Consider the following 18,165-nt stretch of genomic DNA (forward strand, 5'->3'; position numbering starts at 1 on the left):
CTAAGATAGGAAATAACCCTAACAGAAAAAGAATCGCGGCAATGAAATAGCCGATATAGCGACTCGCGATCCCCGTAAAATGGATCACACCGTTGTTCTGGCTGAAAGTCGTGTTCGGAAAAGTATTGAATACCGCGGCGATAAGTGAGTTCACGCCGTCACCCAGCACGCCAGCCTTGAGTCGATTGAGATATTTAGGCCCTTTAACCGGCTGCCCTGAAAACATACTGTTGGCAGTAAGGTCACCCGTGGTTTCTATAACAGTAATCAAGTAAATAAAAGCGATCGGCAGGAAGGCTTGCCAATCAAAAGCAAAGCCATATTTAAATGGGACAGGAATACTCAATAGCGGTTGAGAAGCAAAAGAAACCATAGACGCTTTACCCATCAAAATGGCAACGCCCCAGCCAACTACCAACCCAACTAAAATTGACGACAACCTAACCATATTATTGTTGCTCAGGTTAAGCGCAACTATGGTTCCAAGAACGATGGCACCCAACATCAGATTGCTTCCAGAGCCAAAATCTTCGGCACCAACGCCACCAGCAATATCTGTAACGCCAACTTTAATCAAAGAGATACCAATCGTGGTGATAACGATTCCGGTCACAACCGGGGTGATCACCACTTTCAGCTTTTCGATAAAACGCGAGAGGACGATTTCGACAAACGCACCGAAGAAGCAAACACCAAAAATGGTCGCCAGCATTTCATCGGGACCACCACCATTCGCTTTAACAAGGAAGCCCGCACCTAATACAGATCCTAAGAATGCAAAGCTGGTTCCTTGGACACAAATCATCCCTGCACCAACTGGCCCTATTTTTCTGGCTTGGATAAAGGTACCTACCCCAGACACCATTAATGCCATGCTGATCAAATAAGGAATGTGGTCACCCAAACCTAAAACGCCACCGATAATAAGCGTGGGGGTGATAATGCCAACAAAACTGGCTAATACATGCTGCAGTGCCGCGTAACTGGCTGCTTTGACTGAAGGTCGATCGTCTAATCCGTAGATCAATTCACTGTTCTGTTCCATGTGACTTCCTTAATGTATTTTTCATTGTATACAATTTACATAAAGGCAATAGAGCAACATATATGCCAATGGTTTAACATTATATTTATCAATCAGTTAAGTTTTCCATCAAGGATATGCTGCACTAAAGAGCAACATTGTCGGTTTGTTTTAGTGCAGTCGATGGTTTATCCGATGTTCCTAAATTAAGCCCCACAAACACAAAAAAGGATTGGTATCTCTACCAATCCTTTCTAAACGTTTAAATCTCAGTTAACCAGAGTTTGAGCCAAACAGTGTTTCAGCAATATCTCCGCCGCTAGATGGAGAGCATCGCCTTTATCTCAGGCATCGCCTCTTTTGCAGCTAGATAACCCGCTTGTATCGCTTGTTCTTTTTCATTAAAAGCCGCACTTCCATTCGGTTCATAGTCCAGTCTAATGACCACATCGGCACTGTTTAGCTCTTGCTCAGACAGACGACAGCTTTGCATGCGAAAAGCCGCAAGCGTAATCTTGCTCGCCGAGACTTCTGGCGTGATTTGATTGTGACAATAGATATCAACGGCTATCACCTTTTTAGCACCGAGATCTTTAGCCGCGTAAACAGGCACAACACTAAAAATACCGCCATCAACTAAGATATCACCTTGGTTTTCAACGGGTACAAATGCGCCGGGAATGGTTGATGAGGTTTGAACAGCATGCCCCGGGTTACCCGAACGAATAATAACGGTCTCTCTCGATGTCAGATTGGTCGCGGTAAGCGCGACAGGCATTGGCATATCAGACAGGTCATCATACGTCACTTGGCTGTTTATCCATTCTGACAAGTTCTTGCCATTCACCAAGCCTTTTGAAGAAAAGACAAAATCGGCGATGTCAGACATGCCAACTTTCTCTATCGCGAGTTCCATCTCTTCATAACTCAGCCCTGAAGCATATAGAGTCGCAGCAATCGAACCCGCAGAGGTGCCGCTCACCACATCAGGGGCAATGCCCTCCTCTGCCAAGGCTTTGATCACGCCTAGGTGCATAAACCCACGAACGCCACCACCGCCAAACGCAATACCGAGTTCATGCTCACCCGTTTCCGTAGAAGGTATTGCATTGAGATCGTTATAAACATTAGGTGTTGAGCAGGCCATCAAAGACAGCGTAACCAATATGAGAATGAAGCTTTTTAACATGTTCTTTTTCCAACTCTTTATTTTAAAACCACTTATCTCCACCAAGCCTTATCGTTATAACGACCAGACCCAGATTGAGCTTTTGATAAAGCACGAAAGCAGTTTGCATGCACCTATCAGCGGTAGTATTGTTGTCTGAAGTTACTATAACTCTCACAGAGATTCATAAATAGGCGAATTAATCTCAAAAACATGCCTATTTGTATCAAGTCGAATTTACGGTGTAGATTGATGAAGCAGAAAATTAAGCAGCTAGTAGAAAGTCGTATAACGGAAGATGGCATGATCGAAACGGGTATAAAGGGAGTTCGCCTATTTAAGGTAACTCAAGCTATTCCATGTGCTCCCGCCGTCTATGAACCAACGCTAATCGTGATTTTAAGCGGCAGTAAAGAAGCAATACTCGATGGCGATAAGTACATCTATGACAGCAGTCAGTACCTGTGCTGCTCAGTCTCCATGCCTGTTGAGGCGGGTACGCCAGCAGCGACACCTGAAAATCCATTGTTAGGGGTAGCTATCTCACTCGATACCAAAGTGATGACCGAATTAGCCATCGCAATGGAGAGTGTCAGCGGCGCAGTTAAGGTCCCTAAAGGTAGCCCACAACCTCAAGGGTTATCACTCGCCAATTGGGACGACACTTTTTCTGATGCTCTACTTCGACTCATTCAGCTAGGAGACGATAAAGCAGGAACGGCCATTCTCGGCGAGAGTCGTTTAAGAGAACTCTATTATGCTGTCTTACAAGGTGAGGCGGGTCTTTCAGTACGAGGCGCGTTTGGCATTGGTAACGAAATTGCGCGTTCAATTGAGTATTTATCGTTGAACCTGACAAAGAACGTCACGATTGATGAGCTCGCATCACATGTTGGAATGAGCCGAGCGGTATTCCACCGAAAATTCAAACAAGCGACCCGAATGTCACCGATCCAATTTATGAAGTCGATGCGCTTGAATAATGCGGCAATGAAAATAGCTGCGGGTAAGAATGTCAATGAAGCGGCGATGGCAGTTGGGTACGTCAGCTCTTCTCAATTTAGTCGTGAGTTTAAGCGTGTGTATGGCCAGTCACCTAAGCAGTGGAGCCAATCAAAACAGCTGATTGAAAACATCGCATAGCAATAAAACAAACTGACTATCAAATCTCTCCACCATACTAAATGAGATAAATAGGCATGTTTTAGAGAGCATATCGCCTATTTTCAGCTCAACATGAGAGTTAAAGTAACCCCATAAGATTACAACGGGTTATTCATCATGAAAAAGCTAATTTCATCTATAGGAGTCAGTATGGTTATTGCTGCCACATCATCGGCTAACGACATCAACAAAGAGTTATACCAACTGACGGATACGGTTCAAGACGCGGAAGGCAACACTTATCGCACCGTTACTATCGGGGAACAGGTTTGGTTAGCGGAAAGTCTGAGAAGCACTCAGTTCCAAGATGGTAGCCCGGTAAGATCTGGCGCGATCCCAAAAGATGATCAAGAAAACCTATTCAAATACGGACGTTTATACAATTGGCATGATGTTTCAGATCAACGAAACCTTTGCCCAGTCGGCTGGCGAGTGGCTACCGATGAGGATTGGAAAAAGTTAGAGCTGGCCATCGGTATGTATGAGGAAGAAGTACACCAAAACGGTTGGCGTGGGGGTGAGCAAAACTTAGGCTTGCAACTCAAAGAAGCTCAAGCAGACGGGCTATTTTCCAAAGTCGACCCATCTATTGTCAATAAACAGAACTTCTTTGCTAGACCTGCAGGCGTAAAATGGAATGGGTGGTATATCACTGAAGGTGCTTACACCGAGTTCTGGACCGCGAGCAGCGCATCCGACAAAAAAGGGATTATCCGAACACTTGCTTACGCTTGGTGGAATACGCATAAAGGTGAAATACGCAGAGCAACAAGTTCGAAAGACTATATGTTCTCAGTTCGATGCGTAAAAATTGAAGACCAATAAGCCGTCATTGTGACTGCAGTACTCCCTGCCAACACTACATATCCCCCTTCCTCAAAAGCACAAACAAAAAAGGATTGGTATCTCTACCAATCCTCTTTAGGGGGTGTTTCAGTTTTTCTACCTTATGAAAGGTAGTAACGCGATTACTCGTAGTCAGTCGCGTACGTATCTTCGTATGTGTGCGAGTAGAATTCGAACAGGTTGCCAAACGGGTCTTCTAGGTAAACCATTTGTGCTTGTTTTAGTTCGTCTTCTGGGTGGTAGCGCATGATGTCCATACGAACCTTACCGCCAAACTCTTCAACACGCTTAATCGCTGAGTGAAACTGCTCTTTTGGAAGCTGTAGGCAGAAATGGAAGATACCTAGACGAGAGAAATCAACTTCGTGACGCTCTTGGCGCTCTTTCATTTCAAACAGCTCAACACCGATACCATCAGATGTGACTAGGTGTGCAATGTTGAAGCCTTTAAAGCCTTCACCGAACACAGCGATACACATACGGCCGATTGCTGATTCGCGCTCTTCCATCACTTTAGTGTTGTTCATTACGATTCTTAGACCTAGCGCTTTCGTGTAAAACTCGACTGCTTTGTCCATGTCGCCAACCATGATGCCTACGTGATTCATTTTCATAACTTGCTCCAAATTCGTTTTAAATTCTGTGCTTTTCGAAGTCTAGCTTCGATGTTTCGTTTCGATGAAGAGAGTATATGGAGATACGACGATTAAATGAAATTATCATAATTTATATTAATGATAATATTTTGTTATTTACAGTTTGGTATAACAACTCAACTCACGTAAAGACACCATATCTACCCTTACCTACATAGACACATAGATACGCACGCCAATAGAGATAAGCCCAATAGAGAGAACAACCTAAAGAGCATAGCTACTCAAATTGAGGGTTGCTGATGTTTGATGGCTTTTGTTAATCGTTTTTGTTGATAGCTTTTACCGATAGCCTTTTCCTTTCGAAGATAGGATTCGCCTATTGAATCTATAGAAATGTCCGATTTCACTAATTTTCGGTGGCAATGCAATATATCTACATCGACGCGGGATAGCGTTAAACACTACAAATTAGAAAGAGAGTCCAACATGATCAACACAGAAATCAAACCATTCAACGCAACAGCATTCAAAAACGGCGAATTCGTAGAAATCACTGAGCAAGACGTTAAAGGCAAATGGGCTGTATTCTTCTTCTACCCAGCAGACTTCACGTTTGTATGTCCAACTGAGCTAGTTGACCTACAAGACAAATACGTAGAACTTCAATCTCGTGGCGTAGAAGTTTACTCAGTATCAACTGACACTCACTTCTCTCACAAAGCATGGCACGATACTTCTGACAAAATCGGCACTATTGAATACTTCATGGTAGGCGACCAAACAGGCAACATCACAAATAACTTCAACGTTATGCGTGAAGGTCAAGGCCTTGCAGACCGTGCAACGTTCCTAATCGACCCTGAAGGCGTTATCCAAGCGATGGAAATCACAGCTGAAGGCATCGGCCGTGACGCAGAAGACCTACTACGCAAGGTTAAAGCAGCACAATACGTAGCCGCTAACCCAGGTGAAGTTTGCCCAGCTAAATGGAAAGAAGGCGAAGAGACTCTAGCTCCATCTCTAGACCTAGTAGGCAAGATTTAATCTAAGCCTAGCTAACAAGAATAGCTAAACGGTTCTACAGGCGCGCTTCGGCCCCCCTCCTAAAGGGCAGTCGCGCGCCACCCTTTCAAAACATCAACACCACAATATTTGCCGACTTGCGCCCCCTTTTTATTTTCCTTTTTCAGCAAGAAGGTATTGGTCAATACCAAGACACAGAATTTAAGAGCAGGCACGATTATGTTAGATCAAGCAATGAAGCAGCAGCTAAAAGCATACCTAGAAAACCTAAAAACCAATGTTCAGTTAGTCCTTAGCCTGGATGGCAGCGACACCGCAAACAAACTTCAAGATCTGGCGAATGACATCGCGTCTTTAACCGACAAAATTGAAGTGACTCGCGATGATAGCGCAAGCACTCGCAGTCCTATCATGCAGGTCGTGAACCAAGAGAAAGGCACAGCGATCGGTTTTGCCGGTTTGCCAATGGGTCACGAATTTACGTCACTGGTTCTAGCACTGCTTCATAGTGGTGGTCACCCTATCAAGCTTGAAGCGGACGTAATCGAGCAAATTAAAGAACTCGATCAAGAGCTTAATGTAGAGATTTTCATCTCGCTCTCATGCCAAAACTGTCCAGAAGTGGTTCAAGCCTTCAACATGATGTCGGCGATTAACCCTCTAGTTAAGACAACGATGATCGACGGCGCAGCATTCCAAGATGAAGTGAAGTCTCGCGACATCATGGCAGTTCCAAGCGTGTTTATTAACGGTGAGCTATTTGGTCAAGGTCGTATGTCACTGGCAGAGATCCTCAACAAGGTTGATTCAGGCGCAGCAGAAAAGAAAGCAGCAAACCTAAACCAACAAGCACCGTTTGATGTATTGGTTGTCGGCGGCGGCCCTGCAGGTTCTTCAGCGGCAATTTATGCTGCACGTAAAGGCATTCGCACTGGTGTGGTTGCTGACCGATTCGGTGGTCAAGTAATGGATACTATGGCGATTGAGAACTTTATCTCAGTGAAAGCGACCACCGGCCCTAAGTTAGTGGCAAGCCTTGAAGAGCACGTAAAAGAGTACGGTGTTGAAGTGATGACTGAGCAGCGTGCTGCAAACATCATTGCGGCAGAAGACACAGAAGACGGTTACATCCACGTTGAGCTAGAAAGCGGCGCAACATTACGAGCTCGCACGGTTATCACAAGTACCGGTGCTCGCTGGCGTGAAATGAACGTTCCGGGTGAGCAAGATTACCGCAACAAAGGCGTCGCTTACTGCCCACACTGTGACGGTCCTTTATTCAAAGGTAAGAAAACAGCGGTTATTGGTGGTGGTAACTCAGGCATTGAAGCGGCGATTGATTTAGCGGGTATTGTTGAACACGTAACCGTACTTGAATTTGCAGACACACTGCGTGCAGACCAAGTGCTTATAGACAAAGCGAACGCAACACCAAACATCGAAATCATCAAGATGGCGCAAACCACACAAGTGATTGGTGATGGCAACCGTGTAACCGGTCTGGAATACAAAGACCGCAACACCGATGAACTTAAACAGATTGAACTTGCGGGTATCTTTGTTCAAATCGGCCTGATGCCAAACAGCGAATGGTTGAAGGGTTCAAAGGTAGAACTTTCACCACGCGGTGAAATTGAAATTAACGCTCATGGCGCAACATCAATGAAAGGTGTGTTTGCCGCGGGTGACGTAACAACCGTACCTTACAAACAGATCATCATTGCGATGGGTGAAGGTGCAAAAGCAAGCTTAGGTGCATTTGACCACCTAATCCGTAACTCAGCTCCAGTTAAAGAGGCTGAAACCGCTTAATCTTTACACTGAAAAGCTTAAAGCTTTTAACTCAAGTTCCTTAAATATTTGTTAACTTAATTCTTTACTGTTAACGACTTAGTCGACATTTAGACGCCACTCCTATGGATTTAGGAGTGGTTTTTTTTCTTTGAGATTTATGCAGGTTGATAAAGCATGAAGGCAACCACCATCGCTAAGCTTCCACCCAAGCAACGGTTCACAAACATCATCTGTTTTGGTGATTGCAGTAATTTTTTCAGCATGGTGCCGCAATACGCCCACACCAACATGCACGGCACACCGGTAATAACCATACCCGCTATAATGGTCACGACTTGAATCAAGTAATCTGCGTTCGGAGTAATGAACTGTGAAAACACGGTTAATGACGCTATCCAACCTTTAGGGTTTAACACCTGCACCAACACACCAGACATGAAACCTGAACGATTGTCGGTAGTGCTTTCTTCGATTTGCATATTCGCAATCGACCATGCCATGAACAGCAAGTAAGCCGCACCCGCGTATTTCAAAATGCTGTATAGCTCTGGATAAAGGGTAAATAGGCTCACCAAACCGACACTAGAACCTGCCAGTACGATGATGATGCCAACAGCGTTCCCAGAGATAAAAGGTAAAGTCGCAGCAAATCCATAACGACTTGAAATCCCAAGTAATGCGATATTGCCTGCCCCAGGGGTAATTGCAATTGATGTTGAAAATAGCAAGAACGCCAGCATTAATTGAGAGCTCATTTCCTTTCACTCCTAATAAGTAAAGTATTTATAGGGAGAGAGTTTACAGATTCGACTAGGAATTAAATTGCTATATAGGCTAATATTAATCCAAATTTGAGCAAGACTTTTCAAAAATAGTCATGAAACAGAAAGAATCCACCAAAGAAGTGTTAGATGACACAGATATCGCCATCTTAGAGCATATCCAGCAAGACGGACGCATGAGCAACAGTAAGCTCGCAGAGAAGGTCAACCTCAGCGAAACTCCATGCTGGCGCCGTTGGAAACGCATGGAAGAAACTGGCTATATCGATGGTTATGCCGCGAAGCTGAATCGTAAGAAATTAGGCTTTCATGTGGCTGGTTTTACTCTTGTGACCTTGGGTAACCATGAAGTTGAAAACACAGAACCGTTCGAAGAGTTTGTTGCGGTAACCGATTGGATTCCAATGTGTCACTGCATTGCAGGCGGCGCCGATTACATGGTGCAAGTGTTGGCGAAAGATTTGGAAGAATACTTTGAGCGTATTAGCTCGATCAGACGAGTGAAAGGCGTGAGTGCGATTCAGTCGAACATCTCAGTAAAAGAGTTGAAAAACAGCTATCGATTGCCGCTATCAGATTAGCTCCCTAAAACACATAAAACAAAAAGCCCAGCCGCGATAGATGTCTGAAGTCTAAAGCTTTGGGCTTAACGTTACTATTTACTGGGTTGACTGGCTTAGCTATTCACAAGGGTGAGCTAGATGGATCAAGGCTAAACCACCGAGTGATGTTTCACGATACTTCTTGTTCATGTCTTTACCCGTTTGATACATGGTCGCAATAACCTTATCTAACGAGATCAAAGATTTACTATTACGCTTTAAAGCCATGCGTGATGCGTTGATGGCTTTCATCGCGCCCATCGCATTTCGCTCAATACACGGCACTTGAACCAAGCCGCCAATTGGGTCACAAGTCATACCCAACGAGTGTTCCATCGCGATTTCCGCCGCAATACAAATCTGCTCATTGCTGCCACCACGAAGTGCCGTTAAGCCAGCCGCCGCCATAGAAGACGACACCCCTACTTCACCTTGGCACCCGACTTCTGCACCAGAAATTGAAGCGTTGGTTTTGTACAAAATGCCAATCGCGCCCGATACCGCTAAGAAGTCTTTTAACTGCTTGGTATCCAACTCTTTAATGAAGCGATGGTAGTACATCAACACGGCAGGAATAACGCCCGCTGCACCATTGGTTGGTGATGTTACTACTTGGCCACCAGCCGCATTTTCTTCGCTAACCGCAAACGCAAACAAGTTAATCCAATCCATGATTTCCATCGGATCGTTTTCGACCGCCGCATTCGCTTCTAACTTTTTCAGTAGATTAGGCGCACGACGTGTCACGTTCAAACCACCATCAAGAATGCCTTCGGTTTCAAAGCCACGTTCCATACAACGACTCATCACTCGCCAGATTTGATCCGCTTTCTCTGAAATAATCTCGGAACCTTCGAACTCCGCTTCATTTTTTAGAATCATACCACCCAAGCTCATTCCGCTATTATCGGCTTGTTGCAGCATTTCATCGGCATTTTTGAATGGGAAAGGGACTTCTACTGCTTGGGTTTGAGTACCATTTTGCAGTTCGTCAGCAGTTGCGATAAAACCGCCGCCAATCGAATAATAAGTTTCATCGACAATCACGTTGCCACTCTGGTCGAACGCAGTAATCATCATGCCATTTTCATGCAGAGGCAGGTTGTCTTTGTGGAACAACATGTCGGTTTGGTAGTTGAAGGCAATGTGCTTGGTGCCCGCTAAATCCATCTCACCACTATCTACGGCATGACGCATTGCTTGGTTTGCGCTGGTGATTTTGATGGTGTCTGGTTTATTGCCGAGTAGCCCCAATATTGTTGCTCTGTCGGTGTGGTGACCTATGCCAGTCAATGACAAAGAACCGTATAAATCCACCTGAACACGCGTCACTTCAGCGATTTTATCAGCGATTAATTGTGTGAAATGAAAACCCGCAATCATTGGGCCGTTGGTGTGAGAGCTCGATGGCCCCACACCAATTTTGTAGATATCAAAGATCGATAACATAGATATACCAGTAAAAAATCGGTCAATTAAGAAAGAGCGGCATAAAGCCAGTCAGGGATAACAGTACAAGCAGCAATCGTTACAACAGCGAACACCAACAAGCCGTAATGACTCGCGGTAGGCTTTGCAAACAAGTGCTTTTGCTTGGCTATAAATTCATTTTGTTGCTCGGTTACCTCTCCCCAGAAGCGGCTCACAACAACGCCTAACACCAAGAAAACCACGGTGCCAATCAAGGCGAACCAAGGCCAAGCTATTCCGCTGTATTTGGCGATGAATACGACGGCCACACTGCCAATACTGCCCGCAATCACCCCTTTCTCATTCGCTTGTTTGAAGAACAAACCCAAGATGAAAGAGCCAAGGCGAATCCCGACAAAAATAGAGGTTAGGCTCGCAATCGTTTTAAGCACTGATTCATTAGAAACAGCCAGTAATGCAGGCACAACAACCGACGCAGCAGCAACCAAGCTCATTTTTCTAGCCACTGATTCATAGTGTGCATCAGAGGCTTGCTTACGGAAGAAGCGCTTATAGAAATCGAACGTTGCGACCGTCGCCATAGAGTTATAAGTGGAATCCAATGTCGACATGGCCGCTGCCGAAAGTGCTGAGATCACCAAACCAACAATGATTGGGTTGGTATGGTTAAACACAAAATCGAGAATCACTTCATTGCTGTTTTCAAAACTGCTGTCTTGATAAAAGACACTTAACAGCACCCCCATCACAGCAAAGAACAGATAAACAAAGAATGCGCCGTAGCCACAAAGCAACATCGATTTTTGCGCTGTTTTAACACACTTAGTCGCCAACGTTCTTTGAATAATCAGTTGGTTAGTACCATACACACTCAGGTGCAAGAAGCTCACAGCCACTACGCCTGCCCACAATGTGGTATCGACGCCTAAGTCAAAATCGAGGTTGATGATATTCAAATGTTCAGGAGACAACACCTCGCCCGCATCGATTTTCATCAGCAATAAAACAAAGATCGCAATGCTGCCGATAATCAACACTGCTGACTGAAGCATGTCAGTCCAGATTACTGTCGAGATACCACCCGCATAGGTATACAACGCAGTAAATACGCTGATGTAGATGATCGCCTCAGAGATACTCACCGGCAGCACTTGCACTAAAATCAGGGCAACCGCATACAAAATAACCCCTGCCGAAATACACTGAACCACAATGAACACGATGGAATTGATCGTGCGAGCAACAACGCCAAAGCGGTGCTCTAGGTATTCGTAAATCGAGGTTAGGCCGAGCTTGTAAAACACCGGAACAAAGAAAAGCACAGTGAAAAAGATCACTATTGGATAGTTCAAATGTACGCTCATCGCTTCCATGCCTGAGCTATAAACCCAGCCCGGCATGCCAACGAACGTCATTGCGCTGATGTAGGTTGCAAGAATCGACACACCTGCCGTAAACCAACCAAACTGTTTTCCACCAGTCGAAAAGTCGCCACCGACGCTATAGCGCCTATTAACTAAGTAGCTGATAAACAAAGTAGTTAGCACATAAAGAGCAATAACCACAAAACTTGAGTACGTAACCATTTTTAGATTCCGTTTATTGTATGTCGCAAATCATTCGCCGCCAATAGTACTCAAAAATGGATATTTTCCCTCAAAAACCCACAGTAAGTGTGACTATTATCACTAAGATAGACGATTAAACACTCAAATCGCCCCACAAAGCACAAAAACGCGATCAAATGAGACCCAGATCACCAAAACACACAAAATGGGTACGCACTCATTTTAAAATTGACTTTGATCACGGATCTAATAACCACAAAAATTCTATTATCTCTCCCGAAATGAAGACGGTGTGATGAAGCTAAATAATCAACACACAATAATTAAAACCAAAACCACCCTATATAAAATAAAGGTTTATCGGTCATGACCATTAAAAAACACATGAGCGAAGTTCCTATGATTCAAAGGGTAGCCGCATATCTAGCAATTCTAGTAGGTTACTTTTTTTATTGTTATAACTTTGTAATTATTGACTACGTACGCCCATACATTGTGGAAGAATATGCTGGTATTAGCCTTTCTGATACCGCTCAGTTCTACACTTGGCAGTCTGTTGGTGCTCTGATTGGTGCACTGAGCTGTGCATGGTTCGCAACTAAGTTCGGCAAGAAGTCCACACTAGTAGCAATTACGGCATTAAACGGTGGTGCAACCATCATCAACATGATGTTTACCGACTACGCCACTTGGGCTGCAATGCGTTTCATCATTGGACTGTCTTTAGGTGGTTACTTCACTGTAGCTGTATCTTTGATGATTGGCCTATTTACACCAACGGTTCGCGGTAAGTTGACTGCTTTTGCTTCTTCAATGTTCTCTGTTGCTTTAGTGGCAATGGGCGCTTACGCAGCCTTCATTACAAGTGTTGATGCACCTTGGCAGAGCCTAATGTGGGTAGGTGGTATTCCACCGCTTGTAGCAGCAGCGTTAATGATCTTTGTATTACCAAGCGACAAAACAGTGATCGCCTACGGTGAAGAAGATCAACAAACAACAACCAATGCAGCTGGGGAAGTAACCGAAGCTAAAAAAGGTTCTTGGGGTGAGATGTTAAGCAAGCCTTACCGCAAAATTACGATTACTTGTTTACTTCTTTCTGGTCTTAACTTCTACGGATTCCAATTCTTCGGTGGCTTTGTAACTACCTACCTGAAAGATGTTCGTATGTTTGATGGTGCAACCATCGGTTTGATCTTCTCTATCTCAGCATTTGGTTCACTCTTCGGTGCTTGGTTCTGGGGATGGGCAGCAGATAAGTACGGTCGTAAGATCAACGCGTTCGGTTTCATCCTCGCAGGTATCATGGTTTCTATCTTCTTTGTCGCACCTGGCGACATGATGATTGGTGGCCTAAACATGCTGGCTCTTCTAGGTCTTATCTACAACTTCGGCCTGTCTGCTTCTGCAGTATGGGGCGGTTACTTCTCTGAATTGTTCCCAGCACGCTTGCGTAGCTATGGTGCTGCTTTATTCCATGGCGGTCGTATTATCGGCATGTGGGCACCAATGGTTCTTATCTTCATCCAAGAGCGTACCGACCTACAAACAGCAATGTGGGGCTCACCAATCGTATGGATTATCGCCGGCCTACTATGGCTAACACTGCCTGAAACTCTTAAAGGTGGCGTCTTCGATAAGAGCAAAAAAGCTGAAGCAGCAAAAGCTTAATTCGACACTCATACGCTGAAGTTCAAATACGAAAAATTTAAAACCGGCTGATAAGTCAGCCGGTAACAAAATCCAAATCGAGTCCTGTTCCGAATGTTGACTCGACAACACAAAGAGAAATTATTATGTCTAAATATCAAGAAGCGAAACGCATTGTTCGTGAATACTTCGATGCAATGGAAAACGCAACTCACGAGAACGTTGCTGAAGTTTTAAAAGCACACACTTCTGAAGATTACTTGTGGCGCGGTGTTTACCCATTCCGTGAGCAAGAAGGCGCACAAGCAGCAGCTGACGTATTCTGGGCGCCAATGATGAAGTCGATGACTCGCATGCAGCGTCGTCAAGACATCTTCATCGGTGGTAACAACGAAGTTAACCCAGATGAGATTTGGGTAATGAGCATGGGTCACTTCATGGGTCTATTCGACGCTGAATACCTAGGCATGCGCCCAACAGGCAAGATCATGAACGTTCGCTACGCAGAGTTTAACTGCGTTGTTGATGGCAAAATCACTAAGACAGGCCTGTTCCTAGACCTTCTAGGCATGATGGATCAAGCGGGTTGCTACCCACTTCCACCATCAACAGGTAAGCACTTCGTATACCCTGGCCCACGTAACCACGATGGTCTGCTATTCGAAGACGCGGCTCCAGAAGAAGGTGTTGCGACACTTGCTCTAGTAAACAAAATGGTTGATGACCTGTCTGCTCTTAACGACAGCGGTGCGATGGGTTGCCCACCAGAAGTACTAGCGAAGAGCTGGTCAAAAGACATGATTTGGTACGGCCCATGTGGTATCGGCGCGTCTTACACAATTCCTCGCTACCAACAACAGCACCAACTTCCTTTCCGTAACAACCTGAAAGACAAGAAGTTCAACGGCCACGTTTGTCGTTTCGCTGAAGGTAACTTCTCTTGTTTCTTCGGTTGGCCAAACCTATCAAACACACCAACAGGTGGCTTCCTAGGTATGACTGGCGGTGAAGTACGTGCAAACATGCAAGTAGTTGACGTTTACTACCGTGACGGTGACAAGCTGTCTGAGAACTGGGTTCTTATCGACCTTCCTTACTGGCTACAACAGCAAGGTCTAGATGTGTTCGAACGCACTTCAACCATCATGAACCCAACGCTGTAATCGATACGCTTTAATCCAAAAGATTGAAACGAAATAGTGGCAACCTAAATAGACATCTGATTTAGGTTGCCACGCTTACTGGGAGACCCTTCTCGCTCCTAGTAAGTGCTCCAACCAATTCATTATTGCTCCACTAATAACTGAATCTACTCGTGCCTCATGGATGGGGTACACCCTGCCAAACCATTACCAATATAACGGGCTTGAAAGCACGGTGGCTTTCTACGGCCTGAATAAAGAGAATTACAATGAACAAGTCGATTCTTTCAGCAGTGATCCTGACAGCACTTACCTCGGGTTCTGCTTTTGCTGCACACACTTTTACCAATGACGCGGGCGATAGCCTTACTTTAGACGGTCGTTTCGACGTTCGTTACCAAGACAAAGGTGAAGTCTTTAACTCAGATACTAATGCTTGGGAAAAAGATAACGGAGAATGGAACAGCGGTAGCTCTCGTTTCGGCCTTAAAGGTCAAATGGGACTCGATAACGGCTGGACTGGCTTTGGCCATGCTGAATGGGGTTACAACTCAGGTGCTAACGGCGACAATATTTACGACCGACTTCTATACGCAGGCGTAGAGCACGACAAATACGGCAAGATCGCAGCAGGTACTAAGCAATGGTCCACCTTCTACGATGTGGCTTGGTTTACCGATATGGGTCGAGTGTTCGGTTCGCGTGGTTCTGGTTACTACAACCTATCTGACTGGGGTATTGCGTCAGGTACAGGTCGTGCCGAGAACTCGATTACTTACCGCAACAGCATTAGCGACAACTGGAAATACGGCTTCACTTACCAAACCACTCGCGAAGATGTTGGCCTAGCAGACGGCTTAACAGCAACGCTGAAAAACGGTATGGGCGCGTCAACGCTGTACACTGTTATGGATGGCCTAACGATTGGTTTAGCTTACCACCAGAATGAGTTTGATGATGTCGATGCGGGCGTTAAAAACATCAAAGATGGAGATACACAACGCATTGGTCTATTAGGTGTTAACTATACCAATGACGGTCTATTCGTTGGTTTCACCTACAGCCAAGGTTCAAACTGGGAAACCACCAGCCAAGCTGAATTATACGACCACCGCGGTGCGGAATTCTTCACTTACTACCACTTTGAAAACGGTCTGCGTCCAACCTTTAACGTGAACTACTTAACGGATACCGACGACAACGCAAACGGCTACGAGCGCCAGCTTATTATTCCTGGCCTTGAGTACCACTTTAAGAAGAACAAATTCCTAGTTTGGACTGAGTACCAATTCGACCTAGGTAAAGATCAGTTCGCTGGCGGTAAATTCGAAAACAGAGACGACCAGTTCGCTGCAGGTATTCGTTACTACTTCTAACGCCCAGTTAGTCGATTCATAAATTCTTTAAACAAAGCTCTGCTCTTACGCAGAGCTTTTTTGGGTCATACCCAGAATAATATTCAACACTCTCTATTAACCCTTATTTTTCATCCAATCATGGCATATTGTATTTTTGAGTACGTACCTAATTATGTTACTCTATGCACAATCAATTTGGTTCAAAAGTATGGTCTATGAGCTCTCCAAAACACTCCACGGCGTCAAAGCCAACCGTCACCTCTAAAGATGTCGCTAAACTTGCTGGCGTTTCTCAATCAACTGTATCTCGTGTATTTGTCCCGGGCAGTTCAGTGTCTGAAAAGACCAAGCAGAAAGTGTTCGATGCAGCAAAATCGTTGAATTATCGTCCCAATGCCTTTGCCCGCAGTCTGACGACAAATGAGTCCAAATTGATTGGCTTAGTTTTCCCAGATGCCGACTACCCTATCCACATGAAAACTCTGCAGCTTATCTCTACTGAGCTACAAAAGCAGGGTTACTCTGCGGTATTGATTCCTTGGCAAGTTGATGGAAACGACAACCACTCGATTCCTAATATCTTCCAATACCGAGTTGATGGCGTAATTGCTGCTTCCGCGACCTTTAATAAGTCGCTTTATGAAGAGTGTGAAGAGTTCGACATCCCTATCGTCCAGTTCGCACGTGTTGTTGAAGGGACTAAGAGTAGCCATGTGGTGAGTGACAACTACGCCGCAGGCCAAGTCGCCGCTCAGCATTTACATAGCGTAGGAACAAAGTCAGCGGTTTACCTGACAGGTAACGTACCAACCTACACCAACGGCGAGCGTGAATCGGGCTTTTGCTCTGAATTCGAAGATCTCACGGGCAAGCAAGCTCGTGTTATTGAAGCTGACTATGACTACCTTGATGCACTAGATACCATTCGGACTCTGTTTTCAGAACCCACACATCCTCAAGCGATTTTCTGTGCGACAGATAACCTCGCGATGGCGGTAATGGATGTGGCGCGCTTAGAGTTCAACCTGCGTATTCCAGAAGATCTTCAAGTGATTGGCTTTGATGATATCCCGCAGACTCAATGGCTGAACTACCAACTCACTACCTTCAAGCAAGATTTCAGACGCCTTGCACGTGAATCAGTGAAAATTGTCGTTAGCCAGATTCAAGAGCAAGACACCAGCTTAGTTAAACTGATGGTGCCAGTAAAGTTCATTGAACGAAACACGACGCTAAAATAGAACCAACGTTAAGACGCATTCAAATAAAAATCCCGCTCAGTGTGAGCGGGATTTTTATGATATTTAACTAGTTACCTACACCACCGGTCTTCTCTGCCGGAGAATCAGGCGTCACTGGAGGCCACTCTTGGAAGGTTGCTAGATGTTGTTGGACTGCAGCTTGTGCAGGACCAAATGCCCACATTTTTTGCCCCATCCACTTCAAGTACATGCCCGACTCTTCCGCCGCTCGCTCGTATGGGTCACGACGTAAGTTAAACAGTAATGGTGCGTTTAGCGCTTCTTTAGGACCACTCCAACCGTGATTTTGCACGATGAAGTGCGCCTTCCAATCACCAACACGAACTGCTTGCAGCTGATCTCGTTCGTAGTAGTAGATCTCTTTACGGTTTGACTCGCCTTTCTCAGTCAGCATATCCACTTGGTTGTAACCATCAAGGTGCGCTTTAAAGCCATCGTGACCTTTCAGCAGTTTTTCTTTTAGATCCGTTGGACCACCAGCCGCAGCGACCAGAGTGGGTAACCAATCCATACCATCAAAGATGCCATTGCCCACTGTACCCGCTGGGATTTTACCCGGCCAGCTAACCAGTGCAGGGGCTCTTACGCCACCTTCCCAAGTTGTGCCTTTCTCACCGTGATAAGGTGTCATACCGCCATCAGGCCAAGTCATGATCTCTGGGCCGTTATCGGCAGTGAAAATGATGATAGTGTTGTCGGCAATACCGAGCTCTTCCATCTTCGCCATCATCTCACCGACATGATCATCAAGA

16 protein-coding genes are annotated in these 18,165 nt (G+C 45.2%); 9 read left to right on the forward strand and 7 right to left on the reverse strand.

What is annotated here, in order from left to right; genetic code table 11:
* Together IQQ51_RS07475 and IQQ51_RS07480 are read right to left on the reverse strand one after the other, a co-directional pair.
* A partial coding sequence (locus IQQ51_RS07475; protein WP_228012721.1) for a uracil-xanthine permease family protein occupies positions 1–1,045 on the reverse strand: 1,045 nt, incomplete at its 3' end.
* Between the two features lie 298 nt (positions 1,046–1,343).
* On the reverse strand, positions 1,344–2,213 hold the full coding sequence (locus IQQ51_RS07480) for a patatin-like phospholipase family protein (protein ID WP_050622070.1): 870 nt from the start codon (positions 2,211–2,213) through the stop codon (positions 1,344–1,346).
* Between the two features lie 231 nt (positions 2,214–2,444).
* Here IQQ51_RS07480 and IQQ51_RS07485 point away from each other — a divergent pair, with 231 nt between their 5' ends.
* Entirely contained in the window at positions 2,445–3,335 is an 891-nt protein-coding gene (locus IQQ51_RS07485) for an AraC family transcriptional regulator (RefSeq protein WP_082151294.1), read from the forward strand.
* A gap of 171 nt (positions 3,336–3,506) precedes the next feature.
* The gene (locus tag IQQ51_RS07490; RefSeq protein WP_193840719.1) at positions 3,507–4,181 is read left to right on the forward strand and encodes a fibrobacter succinogenes major paralogous domain-containing protein; all 675 of its coding nucleotides are present in this window, start codon (positions 3,507–3,509) and stop codon (positions 4,179–4,181) included.
* A 143-nt stretch (positions 4,182–4,324) separates the two neighbouring features.
* On the opposite strand, the gene IQQ51_RS07495 is transcribed toward IQQ51_RS07490, so the two are convergent.
* Positions 4,325–4,816: a VOC family protein gene (locus IQQ51_RS07495; protein WP_029224669.1), complete on the reverse strand. Its 492-nt coding sequence runs from the start codon at positions 4,814–4,816 to the stop codon at positions 4,325–4,327.
* A gap of 471 nt (positions 4,817–5,287) precedes the next feature.
* On the opposite strand from IQQ51_RS07495, the gene ahpC reads away from it, so the two are divergent.
* Complete coding sequence (gene ahpC / locus IQQ51_RS07500; RefSeq protein ID WP_193840720.1) at positions 5,288–5,845, forward strand: alkyl hydroperoxide reductase subunit C; 558 nt, start codon at positions 5,288–5,290, stop codon at positions 5,843–5,845.
* Positions 5,846–6,043: 198 nt separating this feature from the next.
* Positions 6,044–7,636, forward strand: coding sequence for an alkyl hydroperoxide reductase subunit F (ahpF, locus tag IQQ51_RS07505; RefSeq protein WP_193840721.1), 1,593 nt, complete (start codon positions 6,044–6,046; stop codon positions 7,634–7,636).
* A 137-nt stretch (positions 7,637–7,773) separates the two neighbouring features.
* Here ahpF and IQQ51_RS07510 read toward each other — a convergent pair whose 3' ends face one another.
* Positions 7,774–8,373 carry a LysE family translocator gene (locus tag IQQ51_RS07510; RefSeq protein WP_017065259.1) on the reverse strand — a complete coding sequence of 200 codons (600 nt, stop codon included), beginning with the start codon at positions 8,371–8,373 and terminating at the stop codon, positions 7,774–7,776.
* 122 nt (positions 8,374–8,495) lie between these two features.
* Here IQQ51_RS07510 and IQQ51_RS07515 point away from each other — a divergent pair, with 122 nt between their 5' ends.
* The gene (locus tag IQQ51_RS07515) at positions 8,496–8,981 is read left to right on the forward strand and encodes an Lrp/AsnC family transcriptional regulator (protein ID WP_017065258.1); all 486 of its coding nucleotides are present in this window, start codon (positions 8,496–8,498) and stop codon (positions 8,979–8,981) included.
* 99 nt (positions 8,982–9,080) lie between these two features.
* Here the strand turns inward: IQQ51_RS07515 and IQQ51_RS07520 are convergent, their stop codons facing one another.
* A complete protein-coding gene (locus IQQ51_RS07520; RefSeq protein WP_193840722.1) occupies positions 9,081–10,451 on the reverse strand; it encodes an L-serine ammonia-lyase in 1,371 nt (456 codons plus the stop codon).
* Positions 10,452–10,477: 26 nt separating this feature from the next.
* Positions 10,478–12,019 carry a sodium:solute symporter family transporter gene (locus tag IQQ51_RS07525; protein ID WP_193840723.1) on the reverse strand — a complete coding sequence of 514 codons (1,542 nt, stop codon included), beginning with the start codon at positions 12,017–12,019 and terminating at the stop codon, positions 10,478–10,480.
* Between the two features lie 348 nt (positions 12,020–12,367).
* On the opposite strand from IQQ51_RS07525, the gene IQQ51_RS07530 reads away from it, so the two are divergent.
* The 4 genes from IQQ51_RS07530 to IQQ51_RS07545 all read left to right on the forward strand — a co-directional run bounded on the left by IQQ51_RS07530 (position 12,368) and on the right by IQQ51_RS07545 (position 17,392).
* Positions 12,368–13,672, forward strand: coding sequence for an MFS transporter (locus IQQ51_RS07530; RefSeq protein WP_017104144.1), 1,305 nt, complete (start codon positions 12,368–12,370; stop codon positions 13,670–13,672).
* Between the two features lie 125 nt (positions 13,673–13,797).
* Positions 13,798–14,814 (forward strand): nuclear transport factor 2 family protein, encoded by a 1,017-nt coding sequence (locus IQQ51_RS07535; RefSeq protein ID WP_048616719.1) that lies wholly within the window; start codon positions 13,798–13,800, stop codon positions 14,812–14,814.
* 248 nt (positions 14,815–15,062) lie between these two features.
* Positions 15,063–16,169, forward strand: coding sequence for a porin (locus IQQ51_RS07540; RefSeq protein WP_193840724.1), 1,107 nt, complete (start codon positions 15,063–15,065; stop codon positions 16,167–16,169).
* A 197-nt stretch (positions 16,170–16,366) separates the two neighbouring features.
* The gene (locus IQQ51_RS07545) at positions 16,367–17,392 is read left to right on the forward strand and encodes a LacI family DNA-binding transcriptional regulator (protein WP_048609306.1); all 1,026 of its coding nucleotides are present in this window, start codon (positions 16,367–16,369) and stop codon (positions 17,390–17,392) included.
* A gap of 67 nt (positions 17,393–17,459) precedes the next feature.
* Here the strand turns inward: IQQ51_RS07545 and IQQ51_RS26795 are convergent.
* The coding region (locus tag IQQ51_RS26795) for a sulfatase-like hydrolase/transferase (protein WP_228012722.1) at positions 17,460–18,165 on the reverse strand (706 nt) is incomplete at its 5' end.

The organism is Vibrio sp. OPT18 (assembly GCF_015163615.1).
Lineage (GTDB): Bacteria > Pseudomonadota > Gammaproteobacteria > Enterobacterales > Vibrionaceae > Vibrio > Vibrio coralliirubri.

Bases quoted from the DNA above. Each gene is read 5' to 3' on its own strand.
- IQQ51_RS07480 (WP_050622070.1), bottom strand. From the start codon at position 2,213: ATGTTAAAAAGCTTCATTCTCATATTGGTTACGCTGTCTTTGATGGCC.
- IQQ51_RS07485 (WP_082151294.1), top strand. From the start codon at position 2,445: ATGAAGCAGAAAATTAAGCAGCTAGTAGAAAGTCGTATAACGGAAGAT.
- IQQ51_RS07490 (WP_193840719.1), top strand. From the start codon at position 3,507: ATGGTTATTGCTGCCACATCATCGGCTAACGACATCAACAAAGAGTTA.
- IQQ51_RS07495 (WP_029224669.1), bottom strand. From the start codon at position 4,816: ATGAAAATGAATCACGTAGGCATCATGGTTGGCGACATGGACAAAGCA.
- ahpC (WP_193840720.1), top strand. From the start codon at position 5,288: ATGATCAACACAGAAATCAAACCATTCAACGCAACAGCATTCAAAAAC.
- ahpF (WP_193840721.1), top strand. From the start codon at position 6,044: ATGTTAGATCAAGCAATGAAGCAGCAGCTAAAAGCATACCTAGAAAAC.
- IQQ51_RS07510 (WP_017065259.1), bottom strand. From the start codon at position 8,373: ATGAGCTCTCAATTAATGCTGGCGTTCTTGCTATTTTCAACATCAATT.
- IQQ51_RS07515 (WP_017065258.1), top strand. From the start codon at position 8,496: ATGAAACAGAAAGAATCCACCAAAGAAGTGTTAGATGACACAGATATC.
- IQQ51_RS07520 (WP_193840722.1), bottom strand. From the start codon at position 10,451: ATGTTATCGATCTTTGATATCTACAAAATTGGTGTGGGGCCATCGAGC.
- IQQ51_RS07525 (WP_193840723.1), bottom strand. From the start codon at position 12,019: ATGGTTACGTACTCAAGTTTTGTGGTTATTGCTCTTTATGTGCTAACT.
- IQQ51_RS07530 (WP_017104144.1), top strand. From the start codon at position 12,368: ATGACCATTAAAAAACACATGAGCGAAGTTCCTATGATTCAAAGGGTA.
- IQQ51_RS07535 (WP_048616719.1), top strand. From the start codon at position 13,798: ATGTCTAAATATCAAGAAGCGAAACGCATTGTTCGTGAATACTTCGAT.
- IQQ51_RS07540 (WP_193840724.1), top strand. From the start codon at position 15,063: ATGAACAAGTCGATTCTTTCAGCAGTGATCCTGACAGCACTTACCTCG.
- IQQ51_RS07545 (WP_048609306.1), top strand. From the start codon at position 16,367: ATGAGCTCTCCAAAACACTCCACGGCGTCAAAGCCAACCGTCACCTCT.